The organism is Sphingomonas mesophila, assembly GCF_003499275.1.
Lineage (GTDB): Bacteria > Pseudomonadota > Alphaproteobacteria > Sphingomonadales > Sphingomonadaceae > Sphingomicrobium > Sphingomicrobium mesophilum.
This window is the reverse complement of sequence record NZ_QWDF01000001.1, coordinates 1808761-1825233: the sequence shown is the minus strand read 5'-3', so window position 1 is coordinate 1825233 and position 16473 is coordinate 1808761. Positions and strand designations below refer to the sequence as shown.

The following is a 16473-nucleotide window of genomic DNA, read 5'->3' as shown; positions in this document are numbered from 1 at the left end:
TTGTCGAGGAAGTCGCGGCGTCGTTGATGGTTCGGCACGACCCTTCTCTATTCCGCGCCAATTTCGATCGGCTGTAACAAGGTCAGGAGGCTTTCGGCGATCTCGGGCCACGGAAGAGCCAGGTCGATCGTGGCAAGCGTGACAGGATGCTCCTGTATAAGGAACGTTTCTTTGAGGCGGCTGCCGTTCATCGGATACAGCAGCATCCCCTCGCAGCTGGCAAAGAGCGGGTCCGCGGCCGCATTCTTTAGGTAAGCGAAGAGCTGATAGAGATTGCTCGACTGAAAACTTTCGGTGCCGTGCAAGCTGCGCTGTAGTGCGTTCGCATAGTACTTGGTGTCGATGATCAGGCGCCGCTCGGCACCCTTCAGGTAAATGTCCGCGATCATTGCAGGCAGGCGGCCGGTCCCTGTTCTTGAAAGCGGCAGTGCATCCCATGAGACAGTCAAAGGCAAGACCTGCAGCGCGGTCTGTTCAGTGCGGTAAAAATTTCGCACGAAGTCTTCGAACACCCGAGCCATCTTCGTTTCGTCGCGCAGAATATCTTGAAATGCGAAGCCATGTCCGCCCGCTTCCGGGAGCAAGCAGTCGAATGCGAGCTCAGCGACTTTGAGGAGCAAGTCGTAATAGGCATTGTTGCGGTGAAGCTGGACTCGAGCGAAGGCCGAGCGGTCGAGCCAAATGTCGGTCACATCTGGCATGCGCGCAGCCGTTCGCACGAGCTCCTTCGCAAGGCTTTGCTCGATGGATTCGGCCCGCGCCAAGCGGCGCAACGACGCCTTGATGATTTGATTGTGCAGCAAGTCGTGACTGAGCTCGTCGAACTCACACACTAGCCGCCGGATACTTCTTGCTTGCAGTTGCATCGTGTCGCCGAGTTCAATGCGGCCGCGCACGGTGGCAAGGTCCTCGGTCCGGTCCTGGTAGTTGCGATCGAGACCCCGGCGCAGCAGACGCCTTGTTCCATGGAGCAGCACTCGTCCGAGCAGGTTTGGCAGGTCGGGGCTTGGGGAGGCGCCAAGCGGGATCGCCTGAGCTTCCTCAAACCTGTTCCAAGCGTAACAGAACAGGTAGTAAATGTTCTCGATCGGGATCACGACGGACTGGCTCAGTGTGCCGCGAGAAGTTGCTCGGTCCACTGCTCAGCCTTGATGGGAGCGTCGAACCAATACTCCCGGAGCAACGGCGCGATTTCGGTGCGGATCACGCGAGCGTACCAGTCCGTCTCGTCCTCTTCATCGAGGGGACCAGAGCAGAAGAAGCTATGACCGATCGCAAAGCCTGGGCCCAGGTTCGCGACGTCGCCCACGATCTCCGCGTTGAGAAGCCCGACACGCTCGACAAGCGTTGTGACTAGTGCGTCCGACACTCCGGCTCCGGTAAGCTGCTCACGGAATTTCGGGGAAGACAAGTTTGACTGCAGACCAACGAAGGCGAACCGCCGGCGGAGCGCATAGTCGACCACGGCCAGCGATCGGTCTGCCGTGTTCATCAGGCCAAGTAAGTAGACGTTCTTCGGCACGAAGAATGGTGCACGGCCAGAGGCAAGCGGCATGGCCCACTCAGCTTCGCGCTTGTCGGGCTCAATCAGGACCATCAGCTCGCCCATGATCTTGCTGAGGTTGCCCCGATTGATCTCATCAATGATGAAAACGTAAGTCCGATCGGGATCGCCTTCCGCCTCCCGGCAAAACTCCACGAACTTGCCAGATTTCAGCGCGAAGCCGGTCTCTGTGGGCCGGAAGCCTTCGACAAAATCTTCATACGAGTAAGATTGGTGAAATTGCACAAACCGAAGGCGATCGCGATCCCGAAGGCCCATTAAGGCATAAGCTAACCGTTGTGCCGCGTAAGACTTGCCTACGCCCGGCGGGCCCTGAAGGATGATGTTCTTCTTTGCCCTCCACAGAAGGAGAATGTCCTCAGCTACGTCGCGTTCGAGGAACAGCGTCTCTAGCGCATCATCGAGCGAGTATGTTTCGGGCAATGTCGTCGACGGGGTAAGGTCAAGGCCTGGTGCGTACGGCAAGCTTTTGCCAGAGTATCTCTGGTAGGCACCGTTGAGGATCGCGAGCAACGTAGGCGTCGCTTCGGTTAGATACGCGCCTTGGTTGAGTTCGAGCCGCTTGTTGAAGAACACCCCCTTTGCGCCTCCTTCAACAAGCTCTTTGAGTTGCGAGCTGAAGGGCTCAGCCGACAAGAATTCTTCGCGCGGCAGGGGTGGCTCAAGCCGGACATGTTGGTCCAAGGCGATCCGATAGCCCGGTTGATTGGCCCACTCAGTACCTTCGACGCCAGTGAACGAGTCATCTAGTGTCCCCGCAACGACAGACACGTCCGTAATCGCCTTGTTGTCGGTTAGGTGAAATAGGATGTCGCCTTCGCGCACTTTGGTCATCGCGGAATAGATGTCGCGATCGTCCTTCGACCTTTGCGGCGACCACAATGCCTTGCCCAGTGCATGTTCGCCGGTGAGGCGGTCGGGCCGGCCTGACACCAAAGTCTTTTCTATCCAGTAGCGCGGGCCGGACTCGCCGTCGTCTCTCCCATACATCTTCGACCAATAGTCATCCGCCAAAAACAGCTCGAGATCTTGCGGAGCATCCGCGAAGACGAATTGGATCAGGCCGATCGAGAATTCGGTGTCGGGCTGGACCCGCCATATGGTCTGGCGATTGGTGTAAAAGTACCAATCTCTGGCTTGCGGATCCGGCTCCCAGTCGACCTCAACCCGAGCGTCTGTTCCCGGGTTAGCAGTGATAACCCCTCGCGCTTTGATACGCATCGCGGACACACCAACGCCGCGGTTATCGAACGGCAGTCCATGACGCTGAACGAAGGTCGATTTGATCGCAATTCTGTGTCCCGGCTTCATGGACCGAACATGCATTCTGTCAGCTTCGGATGGCCCATCCACCTCCCAGATGCCTTCGGACAAGAAGCGAGCAGTCTGGTCGTCCTTGCGTCCAAACGAGGACCCAACAAGCCAGTACGGCCCTTGATCGATGTCCGTGCTTGCACCGCCCTTTAGGTCGTAAGTGAAAGTGGTTGTGCTGCTTGCCATTGGCCCTTGCATCTTGGGCGCAGAAAGGCCGGCTAGGTTCAAAAACTTACGACCGGCGAGAGCCTGACAGACGTTTGCGTGGGCAGCGGTTAAGCCAAGGCGATCGTGGACATCGCGGGCGGTAATGGTGGCAGTCGCATCGCCGCGCTTTCGCGCGGGCTCGATGAAGTCGGACAATGCGAGATTTCGAATACGATCTGCGTCGCTGGCCAATTTCGTTCCCCTGAATACTGGACGGTTCGAGCGTACTTTCTCTGATCGGGCAAGCAGATTGGCACCGCGTCAGGTTTAACTCCGGTCGGCAATGGTAGGCGCAGCAGAATCTGCTGGCATTGTCTCCAGCACCGAGCAAGACGCTGGCAATGGCATCGCGAGGGCAATGCGCGCCGGTAACGACCGGCTTCAGCTCGTGGGAGGCTAATCGCCTCACCATCTGGAGTTGATAAGCAATGCCCGAAGCAAAGATCGCGGCGGAGATCGACCGCCTGAGCAACCTTCCGCTCCCTGCCCTGCGCCTGGAATGGCACCGAGCTCACCCCGATAAGCAGATGCCGAAGGGCTTACCGCGCGACTTACTTGTGCGAACGATCGCGTGGAAGCTCCAGGAGAAAGAGCTTGGTCGTTTTCCTCCCGCTTTGAAAAGCAAGCTGCAGAAGTTGTCAGCGCAACTTCGAAAGTCCGGCGCGCTTGATGTCGAGCGACAGGCTGTGATCAAGTCGGGCACAACGCTTTTGAGAGAGTGGGGAGGAATAACCCATCGGGTAACCGCACTGGACGACGGATTCCTCTTTCGCGATCAGCGTTTCGCATCTCTGAGTGAGATCGCCCGGGAGATTACAGGCACACGCTGGTCTGGCCCGAGATTCTTCGGGCTTCGGCAACCCGTGAGCAAGTTGGCGGCGAGTTCGACCGATGGGTGACGCGCCTAAGATCGTCCGCTGCGCAGTTTACACGCGCAAATCGACCGATGAAGGCCTTAATCAAGCCTTCAATAGCTTGGACGCTCAACGTGAGGCTTGCGAGGCTTACGCCGCCAGTCAGCGCCACGAAGGTTGGGAATGCTCCTCTGAGCGATACGACGATGGTGGCTTCTCTGGCGGCAGCCTCGATCGGCCGGCGTTGAAACGACTGCTTGCTGACGTTGCAGCTGGCAAGGTCGATGTAATCGTCATCTACAAGATCGACCGGCTCACCCGCGCGCTCTCGGACTTTGCAAGGATTGTGGATGTCCTTGACCAGGCAGGAGCCAGCTTCGTCTCCGTCACCCAGTCCTTCAATACGACGACGAGCATGGGGCGTCTGACCCTCAACGTACTCCTGTCGTTCGCGCAGTTCGAGCGGGAGGTTGGCGCGGAGCGCGTTCGAGACAAGATTGCCGCATCGAAGAAGAAGGGCATGTGGATGGGGGGCGTCTGCCCCTTGGGGTATGACGTTGGCGACCGCGCGCTGATTGTGAATGAGGTTGAAGCAGCAACGGTCAGAGAGATCTTCGAGCAGTATCTCGAGCTCGGATCAGTGCTTCTGCTCGAGGCTGAGCTACGTCGCCGTGGGGTGCACTCCAAATTGCGCACCAGCCGGGCCGGCAGGATAACAGGCGGCAAGCCCTTCACCCGAGGAGCACTGTACGTCCTACTGAGAAACTGCCTTTACGTTGGGCGCGTCGCGCACGCCGGCGAAACCTACGAGGGAAAGCACGACGCTATCATTGCGAGGGCGCTGTTTGACGATGTCCAAAATCGCTTGAACTCGAACGCGGTTAAACGCGGCGATCCGAGCCTGCAAAGCAACGAGCCCCTGCTCGTCGGCATCCTGTGGGATGACCAAGGCCGCAAGATGACGCCAAACTTCAGCGTTAAGCACAACAAGCGCTATCACTACTACGTGTCGCGTCGGGATCGCTCTTCTGACGAGGAGATGCCGATCCGAGTGCCGGCCGGAGATCTAGAGCGGATCGTCATGGATCGGCTGCAGCAATTATTGCTGGATCGGTCCGCTCTCTTGGAGCTGCTTGATCCATTTGTCTCTGCTCGGGAGACAGAAATTGTCTTCAACCACGCGGAGCGTACAGCAGCGGTTCTGCTGAGTGGGAATCGAGCGACCATCCGAAATGCCGTATGCGAGCTTGTGTCGAGTGTTGCGGTCGGCGATCGATCGATCTGCATTGAGCTGCTGCAGGGCCTCGGCCTTAGCGGCACGAGTGCGCCCCCGGCTAAGCATCGCTTAGTTGTACCGTGTGAGCTCTTTCGGCGTACCAGGGAGGTCAGGCTCACCATCCCCGGCCCTCCAGCCATGGCGCAACAAGACCCAGGATTGATCAAGTTGATCGTTCGGGCCTGGGAAGCGCGCAGGGCGTTCGAAGGATCAGGTGGCCTCGCCCTGGCCGAAGTTGCTCGAGTGCATGGCATGCACCCCGACTACTTCACCGTGTTGGTGAAACTGGGTTTTCTGTCCCCAGCGATCGTATCCAACATCCTCCACGGGCGCCAAACGCCAAAACTTACTCGACAGACGCTGGCGCGCATTCGGAACATGCCGATCTCTTGGTCAGCGCAGCAAACGATGTTGCAGCGTCTCAGGGTTGCCTAGCCATCTGAGTAGCGGTCTTCACCCTCGCCCTTGCGGTGTGCGCCGCCTCGATCCGGTCTCGACACCGCTTTTTTCTGCCTGTGCCGATGGCGCGCATTGCGCCCTAAGCGGGGGTTCGTTCAGCAGCACCTTATGTCTGCTGATGGTGATAGCGGAACGGCTGCTTTTGTGTCGGCCAAGGTAGATAGCAGACGTTCGCCCGAGTGAAACTTCGGGCGGCTTAATCCGCGAGCGCTCGATCGGCGCGCAGCCGGGATAAATTGCTGATCAGGGCGACTGAACAGTCTCAGGGAGGCGATGTTCGACGAGTTCAGCGTGGAACGGAACGTGAAGAAGCATCACCCGCTTCGATCGAACAAATTCGTTGACCAGGATGTTCTTGTTGTTCCCCGTTCGCCCCGCCAATAAGTGACAAGAAAGAGGGGGATAAGTGGCTTTCGATCCTGTTGCAGTTGCTGAAGAATTTTTTGAGGCTGTTCGCAAGGTGCGGGCGCTCGGAGCAGGCACGCCTGAAACGGCCTACTACCCTGCGCTTCATACCTTGTTTGAGAGGATCGGTGCTTCGTTGTCACCAAAGGTTCTGGCACTTTCCCAGCTTGCGAACACTGGCGCCGGTAGTCCCGACTTTGGTCTGTTCGCAGCGAATCAAGTGCAGAAGGGCGAGCCGCGCAAGGGGCAATTGCCTGAGCGTGGTGTGGTAGAGGTCAAGTCGGTTGCCGACGACAGCCTGTTTCAATCTACGCCCGCTCAGCTGACCAAATATTTCGGTGCATATGGCCTTGTGCTTGTCACGAACCTGCGCGCGTTTCAGCTCGTCGGGCCCGATGTCAACGGCACGGTAACGCGGCTCGAAGCCTTCGCGCTTGCGGATACCACCGCTGAATTTTGGTCGCTGGTGCAGACGCCATCGAAAGCTGCAAAGACGGTCGGCCTCGCCTTTGTCGAATATCTTAGCCGCGCGCTCACGCAGAACGTGGCGCTCGTCCAGCCCAGGGACGTAGCGTGGTTCCTCGCCTCATATGCCCGTGACGCGCTCGCTCGGGTCGACGCGGCGGGCGACCTACCAGCACTTAAGACCGTGCGATCTGCGCTCGAAGATGCGCTGGGCATTACCTTTGACGAGGAAAAGGGCGATCATTTCTTTCGTTCGACGCTAGTCCAGACGCTGTTCTACGGCCTGTTTTCGGCCTGGGTCATTTGGGCGCGCGCTACGCCGCGCACTCCGCCGCGGTTCGACTGGCGTTCGGCGGGCTGGAGCCTGCACGTTCCGTTTATTCAAACGTTGTTTCAGCAACTCACCGCGCCACAGCACATTAAGCAGCTCGATTTGGTCGAAGTCCTCGATTGGACAGGCAACACGCTCAACCGTATCGACGCGGCGGCATTCCTCGATCGTTTCGACCAGGGCGAGGCGGTCCAGTACTTTTACGAACCATTCCTTGAAGCCTTCGATCCGAAGCTTCGCAAGCAATTTGGGGTTTGGTACACACCCGCGGAGATCGTCGACTACATGGTTGCGCGGGTTGATCACGCCCTTCGTGACGAGCTGGGCATTGCCGATGGGTTGGCCGACGCCCGGGTCTACGTGCTCGATCCGTGCTGCGGCACCGGCGGCTTTGTTAACGCGGTACTCCGCCGGATCCGCACGAACCTGGAAAGCCACGGGTTGGGTGATGCGCTTGCCGACCGGTTGCGCGATGCGGCACGCGACCGCGTATTCGGCTTCGAGATCATGCCCGCGCCGTTCGTCGTCGCCCACATGCAGGCAGGAATGACATTGGCGAACATGGGCGCGCCGCTGGCCGAAGATTCACGGCCGGCCATCTACCTGACCAATGCGCTGACGGGGTGGGAGCCGCACACGAACAAGCCACTACCCTTCCCGGAACTGGAAGCTGAGCGCGCGTCCGCCGATGCAGTTAAGCAGTCGACGCCCATCCTCGTCATCATTGGCAATCCGCCATATGATGGCTTCGCCGGGATCGCCGATAACTTGGAAGAACGCGCGCTGACCAATGCATATCGTGCGGTGAAGAAGGTCGCGGCCCCGCAGGGCCAAGGGTTAAACGAGCAATACGTCCGCTTTTTCCGTATGGCCGAACGGCGCATCGCGGAAAAGACCGGCGAAGGCGTGATCTCGTTCATTTCTAACTACAGCTGGTTAGACAGTTTGAGCTGCCCCGGTATGCGCGAACGCTATCTGGAGACGTTCGACAGCATCGCGATCGACTGCCTGAACGGCGATAAATTCAAAACTGGGAAGACCACGCCCGAAGGGCTCCCCGATCCGTCAATCTTTTCGACACCCGCTAACCCGGCAGGCATCCAGGTCGGCACCGCAATCGCGACTTTAGTACGCAAAAAAGAGCACGCACCTGCCAAAGCCATCGCATTCCGACACTTGTGGGGAACCGCGAAACGCGAAACGCTGGCCGCGACCGCTGATGCCGATCCCGCGACGATTTATGAAACTGTAGTTCCAGAGCCAAAGCTGCGGCTGCCGTTCGAACCAGTGAAGTTCGAAGCGCATTACCTCGAGTGGCCGCTGCTGCCGGAGTTGCTGCCCGTGGGCTTTCCGGGTGTAAAAACAAGCCGCGACGAGTTTCTGGTCGATATCGACCGTGAGGCGCTAGAAACGCGCATCGGACTGTATTTTGATCCGAAGGTCAGCGATGCTGACATGGCGAAAAGCCATCCAATGATTATGAAACGGGCAGACCGCTTCGATCCGTTTACCACGCGTGCGCGTTTGCGATCTCGGAAGCACAACGAGGGGAGAATTGTAAGATACGCGTACCGGCCTTTCGACGTTCGTTGGCTTTATTGGGACCCCGATGAGAAGCTGCTCGATGAGAAGCGACCGGAATATGTTGGTCAGGTTGCGGAAGCAGAACTGACCCTTTCCGCTCAGCAAAAACCGCGCGGCGAGTGGCAGTCTTCGCAGGTCAATTCGGCATATGCTTGCCTTGATCTAATTGACCGTGGATCAACCAACTTTCCTGCGCGCACGATCGATGCCTCGACGGGCGAGTTACGCCCGAACCTGTCGGCATCGGTGGTTGCCTGGCTTAACCAAAAGGGCGTTCAGCCCTCCGAACTATTCGAACATGTCGTCGCGACGCTTCATGCGCCGTCCTATCGCACGGGCAACGCGGGTGCGCTTCGCATGGATTGGCCACGCATTCCCGTTCCCGGAGATGTCGCGGTCTTGAAGACATCAGCTGCGCTTGGGCGCGATGTTGCGGCATTGCTCGACGCTGAGCGTGATGTCGCCGGAGTCAGTAGTGGCGCGCTGCGCCCCGGTCTTGCGACCGTCGCAGTTCCGAGAGGTAAGGATTTCGGAGTGACGTTGGGCTGGGGTAGCGTGCAGACGAATAAGAACGGAAGCCGCATCGTCATGCCGGGGGTGGGTCAAACCACCGAACGCGCCTGGACTGAAGCCGAACGCGATGCCCTGTCGCACCTAGCAGCTGGGCACGGGTTCGACCTTGCTGCTCTGTTTGGAGTGATCGGCGAACAGGCGGTAGATGTTCACATCAACGCCGATGCAAAATGGGAGGGCGTGCCCGCCAAGGTCTGGTCCTATGCCCTGGGCGGATACCAGGTACTTAAAAAGTGGCTGTCGTACCGCGAGGGGGAGGTTCTCGGTCGCGTACTAACAGGCGACGAAGCGCTCCATTTCGCCAGAACCGCACGCCGCATTACTGAAGTCCTATGCATGGGTCCGGCCCTTGACGCGGCCCACGGGAAAGCGCGCGATTGCGCCGTACCCTGGCTCGATGGGAAATTGACATGAGCATAGTTAGGGCTGTGGCACCGCACAGCTCGTCTCATTGTCCCTCGAGGCCGTGGCGAGACCGCAGTTGTAGGCTTCGCTCTCTGAGGACTTCACGGGCGCCACTGGATCGCTGCGGCAAGCGCGCGCACGCGCCAGCGAACGCCATTGAGGACTGCCCTAGTTTCCCTAGAAGATTGCCTCTGTGCATCGAGATCGGAGCTTCTGACTGCCTGGAACCGGTCACTTTGCGAGGCTCGGGCTGACTTCACCTCAAAGGTCCGCGCCTGGTGGGAAGCGGACCGGCGGCTTTCGGGTACGCGCAGCGGGATAGCCGACATCTGTTCACGGAAGCTTCGATATCCGCCCACCGAAAGTTGACCTCGTTCAGTTCCTCGATGCGAGCCTTTGCCTGCTCTACCGAATGATGCTTTGCATTTCGGAATGTCAAACTTGCGATTCTCGAAGCTAAAGCCGCACCCGATCCTTTTCGACGAAGAGCAGACCGGCGCGTTTGCGAGCGAGCTTCGAACACTCGCGGCACAAGAGCAGGTGCCGCCATGGTGCACTTATATCGGATGGCTGGAGGACTCTCCCGTGGTCATGGGCGGCTACAAGGGCGCGCCCGGTGAGGAGAATAGCGTGGAGATCGGCTACCTTACGTTCGAGGAACATCAGGGCAAAGGACACGCGACCGCCCTTGCAGCATTTCTCATCCAGCTTGCTGAGGAACACGGCGTCCGCGCTGTGACGGCGCACACATCGATGGAAGTGAACGCCTCAACCCGCGTGCTCGAGAAAACCGGATTCGTGCGGAACGGCATCGGGTACGACGAGGATGTGGGTGCGGTCTGGCGTTGGCACCGAGTAAGTTCAGCAGCGACGCCCCGTAACTAGGGCATCTTTTTCCGTCAGGAGTCGAACCAGCCACGCCAACCCCTGATCGAGCATGGCGGTTTTCGGAACCACGACGTGCAAGTCCGTGGATTGGATTGGAACTGGCGGCGCCAAGACCTGCACAGGAAATGTCTTAGTTGCCTCGGCTGCAAAGCGGCTGGGCAGCGCTCCTATGAGGTCTGAGGCGGCAATCGCAGCAGCTGCCATGAAGAAATTGGGGACTGTCAGCGCAATCTGCCGATCTAGCCCTCGGCTGGCAAGCAGTTCATCTACGATCCCTGAAGCGTCACCCGTTGAGGAGACGAGAACATGCCGTGCCGACGTGAAGGCCTTCAGCGAAGGATCAGAAGCGAATGGATGGCCATTACGGCAGAGGATGACGAAATGTTCGGAGAATAGCGACTCGACGTAGAAGCGGCTTTGGCTCGGTCGATGGGGTAGAATGGCCAGATCAATCAGGCGCGAATGCAAGTCGCTGAGAGCCCCTTGCCAGGCATGATCGGGGCTCGTGCTGCCAGGCGATGGCAGAAGTTGCACCACGGAGACGCAAATGCCGGGAGCCACGGTCTCCAATTGCTTGACTAGCGTCGGCACCAGACTGGAGATTGCTCCATCCGGCGCACCGATGCGGAACCGTCGTACTGCGGTACCAGGATCAAATTCTTCTGCCGACGCAATCACTCCATGCACACGTTCGATTATGTCCCGGATAGCCGGCGCCAGCGCCTCTGCCCGTTCAGTTGGGACCATCCCTTTCGACGTTGGCAAGAAGAGCGGATCGTTCAGCATCGTTCGAAGTCGGCGCAGTGCATGGCTGATCGCCGATGGGCTGAGGTGAAGGCGTGCTGCAGCCCGCCCGGCGTTTCGCTCCTCGAAGAGCAGGTCAAATACGAGCAGTAGGTTGAGATCGAGCCGAGCGAGTTGAGCGCTGTTCAACATATACGTGAATACATACCGTTTGATTCATCGCGTGCAAACCAGCGATTGGACGGGTGTTCGAAAACGTCAAAGGCAATTCTCGATGTTCAAACCGTTTGCCCGATCAACCCTGACGGCTCTTTCAGCGGCCGCTGCCACCTTCTTATTGTTTAAACCAAACACCGAAGCGCAGGATCTCCCGCAGACTGCGGGCCGGCTCGCGTCTCTCTACGAACGGGCGAACGCCGCCTTGATGCGCGGTGACAGTGCGACCTGGGAGAAACTGGCTCCGCTGACCAAGGACTTCGTCTTGATGTCTCCTTTCGGGGGCGAACCGTCCCGGTATGCGGACTACCCACCCGAACGCATCGCCCGCATGGGCCGCTTCTTCAAGAATGGGAGCTTCAGCCAACAGGTAGTGCAAACCTACTCTGCAAAACACATGATTGTCCTCGTGACCATCGAGCGCGCGAACGTCGAAGTGGGTGGGCTGCCAGCTCAGGACTGGGCACTGCGGGTCACTTCGGTCTTCACACGCAAAGGCAACCAATGGTTCCTTGCCCACCGTCATGCGGATCCGTTGGTCGACGATGTGTCTCTGTCGGAGGCGGCCAGTCTCGCGGGAGGAGAGCGGGACAGCAGTGGCAAGAGCCACTAGCGCTGCGGGGCGTCATTCAGGTGACGGTTGTCGGCTCATGGTGGAAAGCGGAACGGCGGCTTTTGGGTCTGCACGGGCGGAAAGCGGACGTTTGCCCGTGCGAAGCCCGGACGACGGCTAAGCGCCCATCTCGGTCGTTCGAGCAGACAACTGGCCGTGCCACAAGCCGACATTGCGAGCCCACCAACGCGCGTCGTTCGTTCCAGATAAACCACTCTTGACTCTAACATGATGTCAGGGTGCATCTGGTGTCGGCTATGCAAAAAGATTCTCACGCACCCGGCTCTGCCTGCGGCCACAATCATAGATCCAAAGCCTCTCACGAGCATGCGCCAGCAGAGAAGGTCATTGATCCCGTTTGCGGCATGACGGTCGATCCGGCGACCACCCCGCACCAAGCTGAGCACGGCGGCAAGAAATATTATTTCTGCTCAGCAAAGTGCCGGGAGCGCTTCGAGCTCAGGCCGGAGCTTTATCTCGATCCGGCACAAGCAACCCCGGACTCGGCTCCGGCCGACGTCGAGTACACCTGCCCGATGCACCCAGAAATCGTGCAGATCGGACCTGGCACCTGCCCCATCTGCGGCATGGCCCTGGAGCCGAAGGCATTCGATCCAAACAACGGGCCGTCGGAAGAGTATCTCGATATGCGCCGGCGCTTCGTCGTGTCGGCCGCCTTGTCCGCGCCATTGTTTGTCCTCGTCATGCTTCGGCACTTCTGGCCAACGACAGTCGAGTTTATTGGCGGTCGCACGCTGGACTGGGTCGAACTCGTCATGGCAACCCCGGTTGTGCTGTGGGGTGGCTGGCCGTTCTTCGTACGCGGCTGGCAGAGTCTCAAGACCCTCCACCTCAATATGTTCACCCTGATCGCGATTGGAACCGGCATCGCCTGGGCCTATTCAATCGTGGGAGCCGTAGCCCCGCAACTCTTCCCACCCGCCTTCCGCACCCACGATGGCGGCGTCGGCCTTTACTTCGAGGCGGCGGCGGTGATCGTGACCTTGGTGCTGCTCGGCCAGGTTCTGGAGCTACGCGCCCGTGAGCAGACCGGCTCAGCGATCCGAGCCTTGCTCGACCTTGCGCCTAAGACTGCGCACCTGATCCATGCTGGTAAGGAACGCGATGTTCCGCTCGATATGGTCAGGAGTGGCGACCAGCTCAGGGTCAAGCCTGGCGAAGCAATCCCTGTCGACGGGGAAGTACTTGAAGGCGCGTCTTCTGTGGACGAGTCGATGTTGACCGGAGAGCCGCTTCCGATTGCCAAGGAGACCGGATCTGCGGTCACTGGCGGTTCAATCAACGGCGACGGCAGCTTCGTCATGCGCGCCGACCGGGTCGGATCAGAGACCATGCTCTCACGCATCGTGCAGATGGTTGCTGAGGCGCAGCGCAGCCAGGCGCCGATTCAGCGTAAGGTCGATCAAGTCTCAGCGTGGTTCGTACCAGCCGTGATTGCCGTTGCAGTGATTGCGTTCGCAATCTGGTCCTTCGCCGCGCCGGAGCCCCGTCTTGCCTTCGCGCTAGTTGCTGCGGTCAGCGTCCTCATCATTGCATGTCCATGCGCTCTGGGACTGGCCACGCCCATGTCGATCATGGTTGGCGTCGGGAAGGGCGCGCAATCAGGCGTGCTCATCAAGAATGCCGAAGCTCTGGAGCGTTTTGCCAGCGTTGATACCCTGGTCGTCGACAAGACCGGCACGCTTACCGAAGGTAAGCCAGCTCTGGTGGCAGTTGAGCCTTCCACGACCTTGTCCCCGGAGGAGCTGCTGCGAATTGCGGCTTCGTTAGAGGCTTCCAGTGCTCACCCGCTTGCTCACGCAATCGTCAGGGGCGCTGAGGAGCGTGGCTTGTTCCCATCGCCGGTGACCGACTTCCAGTCGATCAGCGGCAAGGGACTGGTCGGGAAGATCGAGAACCGCAGGACAGCAATCGGCAATGGCGCGCTGATGCTGGCGGAAGGCGCAAATGCCCAGGAGCTAGAGGCCTCTGCCGGCAAGCACCGGGATGAAGGCGCGACCGTGATGTTTGTCGCGGTAGATGGGCAAGCCGCAGGGCTCATCGCAGTCGCCGATCCGGTCAAGCAAACCACCGAGGCGGCCATCGCCGGTCTTCATAGAGAGGGCCTGCGCATCATCATGCTGACCGGCGACAATCGCCGTACGGCTGAAGCAGTCGCTCGGAGGCTCGGGATCGACGAGGTAGTCGCCGACGTGCTGCCTGCCGACAAAGATGCAGCGATCGAGCGACTGAAGGAGCAGGGCCGAGTGGTCGCCATGGCCGGAGACGGGGTCAACGATGCTCCTGCTCTTGCCCGAGCCGATATCGGAATCGCGATGGGAACGGGCGCAGATGTTGCGGTTGAGAGTGCGGGCGTAACTCTGGTGAGGGGTGATCTGACCGGCCTTGTGCGCGCGCGGCGGCTCAGCCGAGCGGTGACAGCCAACATTCGCCAGAACCTCATGTTTGCCTTCGGCTACAATGCGCTTGGGGTGCCCATCGCGGCCGGCGTGTTGTATCCCGTCTTCGGTATCCTACTCTCTCCTATGATCGCCGCCTTAGCCATGAGCCTCTCTTCTGTATCGGTGATCGGCAACGCCTTGCGGCTCCGGAGTGTGCAGCTGTGAGAAGCGCTTCAAAGTAGTGGCTGTTGTGCATGGATGCTGGTCTCAGCGGAAGTTCGTTCAGCTAAGTAGCTCAAGTACGCTCTCGAGCGGTTGCGGACAATCGGCAAGAATCAGCTAGAGTCGCCCTATGGATCACGTAACTCCCAACCTGCCTTCCCGTAATTTTGAGATTACATCTGCCTTTTACGCAAAGCTCGGCTTTGAGCAGGCGTGGAAAGACGACGGGTGGATGATCCTGAGGCGTGACGGCCTTTCATTGGAGTTTTTCCCCCATCCGGATCTCAATCCACTGGAAAGCTGGTTTAGCTGTTGCCTCCGACTAGATGACCTAGCTGGCTTCTACTCTGAATGCTTGGCGGCAGATGTTGAGGAGCGGTGTTGGGGCCACCCGCGCATGCAGCCGCCTAAGGTCGAGGAAAGCGGCTTAACTATAGCAGCGCTCATCGACCCTGATGGCACCCTCATTCGACTCATCCAGAACTAACCGCAGAATCAACTTAGCCCTGAAGTGCTGCTAGCGTGGCGAGCAGCAGCCCTCTCCACCATTCTGCTCAGCTTCTTGGATCGGAGGACAGGGTATGTCACCGAATGAACAGTAAACGCAGCAGTCCCCCGGCAAGGGCCTCAGGATGGCTGCGCAATGCTTGCAATCATAGAAGAACTGGCATGCGTTCGTTGGCATCACGTCAGTGGAGTTGCCATCGCACTGTGGGCAGGTGAGCGTGGAGGTTGGAACAATCATCCGCCAAGAGCCCGCATGAGAGGCTGCTCAAGTAAAGGCCATGCGGCCGATGTGAGCACAAGAACTGAGGCCACAGTTAGTAAGACTAGTGTGCTTCGGGCCGGTGGTGAGCATTCTGAGCGCCGAGCGCACTCTCTCCGGCGCCGAACATAGAGGCCCCACCCCCTGCCAAACAGAGGAGGGCTACGGCGGTGATCGGCCAGTGTAGTGGGACCAGCGGCGCCAATGTGGACGCTCCAACGCCCACACCTGCAAGCACCAACGGAAGTATGCAGCACGCGGCTGCGGCCGTGACGCCGCCTGTGCTCGTCAACGCAGCAAGGGTGGCGACCGCTTTGTCAGAGGAAGGCATTGCGACCGATTAGCTTTTAGGGAAGCTGCGAGCAACGTCCGCCTTCCACCCAAACCAAACACCGGCGGGATTGTTCTAGGACCGCAAACAATAGCCAAGTGGATCTCCTTAGCGGCCACCAAGAGCAATGCTCGACAAGTCTTTCCCTCTATCGACCGGCAAATCGGCCGCTTTGCGTTCGGAGTAGCGGTCCACGAGCGAGGCTGTATGCGGGCGCATTAGCACGGTGAAGCGAACCAGCTCCTCCATCACGTCGACGATCCGCTCATAGTAGCTCGAGGGCTTCATCCGGCCACGCTCATCAAATTCGTTGAAGGCCTTAGCGACCGACGACTGGTTCGGGATGGTGAACATGCGCATCCACCTGCCCAAGATGCGTAGGGTGTTGACACTGTTAAACGACTGCGACCCGGCCGACACCTGCATGACAGCCAGCGTTCTACCTTGGGTCGGGCGCATCCCGCCCATGGCCAGCGGAAGGTGGTCAATCTGTGCCTTCATCACACCGGTGATCTGGCCGTGGCGCTCGGGACTGCACCAGACTTGTCCCTCGGACCAGAGCGACAGCTCGCGAAGCTCATGAACGGCTGGATGGTCGTCGCTGACGACCTGATCGGGCAGCGGCAACGTTGAAGGATCAAAGATTTGCGTTTCGCAGCCAAAGAACTGTAGCAGGCGCGCCGCCTCTTCAACGCAAAGGCGCGAGTAGGACCGCTCTCGCAGCGACCCGTAGAGCAAGAGGATGCGCGGCGGCGGGTCGTTTGAGCCTAAGCCGTTCGCGAGTCGGTTGAAGATGTAGGCCCGCTCGAGCGCGGGCAGATAGTCGGCATCGGCAAGAGTTCGAAGCGGCATCC

The 16473-nt window shown here is 59.2% G+C and carries 12 protein-coding genes; 7 read left to right on the top strand and 5 right to left on the bottom strand.

Annotated elements, in window-relative coordinates:
• Positions 1 to 47: 47 nt before the first annotated feature.
• Both D0Z60_RS09135 and D0Z60_RS11735 read right to left on the bottom strand, forming a co-directional pair.
• Entirely contained in the window at positions 48 to 1097 is a 1050-nt protein-coding gene (locus D0Z60_RS09135; protein ID WP_162888171.1) for a 5-methylcytosine restriction system specificity protein McrC, read from the bottom strand.
• 11 nt (positions 1098 to 1108) lie between these two features.
• Entirely contained in the window at positions 1109 to 3241 is a 2133-nt protein-coding gene (locus D0Z60_RS11735) for an AAA family ATPase (RefSeq protein WP_162888170.1), read from the bottom strand.
• 272 nt (positions 3242 to 3513) lie between these two features.
• On the opposite strand from D0Z60_RS11735, the gene D0Z60_RS09125 reads away from it, so the two are divergent.
• The 4 genes from D0Z60_RS09125 to D0Z60_RS09110 all read left to right on the top strand — a co-directional run bounded on the left by D0Z60_RS09125 (position 3514) and on the right by D0Z60_RS09110 (position 10322).
• Complete coding sequence (locus tag D0Z60_RS09125) at positions 3514 to 3984, top strand: DUF2924 domain-containing protein (protein ID WP_118857947.1); 471 nt, start codon at positions 3514 to 3516, stop codon at positions 3982 to 3984.
• Positions 3977 to 5650 (top strand): recombinase family protein, encoded by a 1674-nt coding sequence (locus D0Z60_RS09120; RefSeq protein ID WP_118857946.1) that lies wholly within the window; start codon positions 3977 to 3979, stop codon positions 5648 to 5650. The genes D0Z60_RS09125 and D0Z60_RS09120 overlap by 8 nt, the downstream gene beginning before the upstream one ends.
• 430 nt (positions 5651 to 6080) lie before the next feature.
• Positions 6081 to 9446, top strand: a complete 3366-nt coding sequence (locus D0Z60_RS09115; RefSeq protein ID WP_118857945.1) for a type ISP restriction/modification enzyme — start codon at positions 6081 to 6083, stop codon at positions 9444 to 9446.
• 423 nt (positions 9447 to 9869) lie between these two features.
• A complete protein-coding gene (locus D0Z60_RS09110; protein WP_118857944.1) occupies positions 9870 to 10322 on the top strand; it encodes a GNAT family N-acetyltransferase in 453 nt (150 codons plus the stop codon).
• Here the strand turns inward: D0Z60_RS09110 and D0Z60_RS09105 are convergent.
• Positions 10299 to 11261: a LysR family transcriptional regulator gene (locus D0Z60_RS09105; protein ID WP_118857943.1), complete on the bottom strand. Its 963-nt coding sequence runs from the start codon at positions 11259 to 11261 to the stop codon at positions 10299 to 10301. The genes D0Z60_RS09110 and D0Z60_RS09105 overlap by 24 nt on opposite strands.
• Before the next feature lie 82 nt (positions 11262 to 11343).
• Between D0Z60_RS09105 and D0Z60_RS09100 the strand changes: the two genes are divergently transcribed.
• The 3 genes from D0Z60_RS09100 (at position 11344) to D0Z60_RS09090 (ending at position 15009) form a co-directional block, all read left to right on the top strand.
• The gene (locus tag D0Z60_RS09100) at positions 11344 to 11898 is read left to right on the top strand and encodes a nuclear transport factor 2 family protein (protein WP_205421050.1); all 555 of its coding nucleotides are present in this window, start codon (positions 11344 to 11346) and stop codon (positions 11896 to 11898) included.
• Positions 11899 to 12155: 257 nt separating this feature from the next.
• Positions 12156 to 14525 carry a heavy metal translocating P-type ATPase gene (locus tag D0Z60_RS09095; RefSeq protein WP_118857942.1) on the top strand — a complete coding sequence of 790 codons (2370 nt, stop codon included), beginning with the start codon at positions 12156 to 12158 and terminating at the stop codon, positions 14523 to 14525.
• 127 nt (positions 14526 to 14652) lie between these two features.
• Positions 14653 to 15009: a bleomycin resistance protein gene (locus tag D0Z60_RS09090; protein WP_118857941.1), complete on the top strand. Its 357-nt coding sequence runs from the start codon at positions 14653 to 14655 to the stop codon at positions 15007 to 15009.
• Positions 15010 to 15039: 30 nt separating this feature from the next.
• On the opposite strand, the gene D0Z60_RS12025 is transcribed toward D0Z60_RS09090, so the two are convergent.
• Positions 15040 to 15267 carry a GDCCVxC domain-containing (seleno)protein gene (locus D0Z60_RS12025; protein WP_275896713.1) on the bottom strand — a complete coding sequence of 76 codons (228 nt, stop codon included), beginning with the start codon at positions 15265 to 15267 and terminating at the stop codon, positions 15040 to 15042.
• 460 nt (positions 15268 to 15727) lie between these two features.
• Positions 15728 to 16471, bottom strand: coding sequence for an arsenical resistance protein ArsH (arsH, locus tag D0Z60_RS09075; RefSeq protein ID WP_118857940.1), 744 nt, complete (start codon positions 16469 to 16471; stop codon positions 15728 to 15730).
• Positions 16472 to 16473 lie beyond the last annotated feature (2 nt).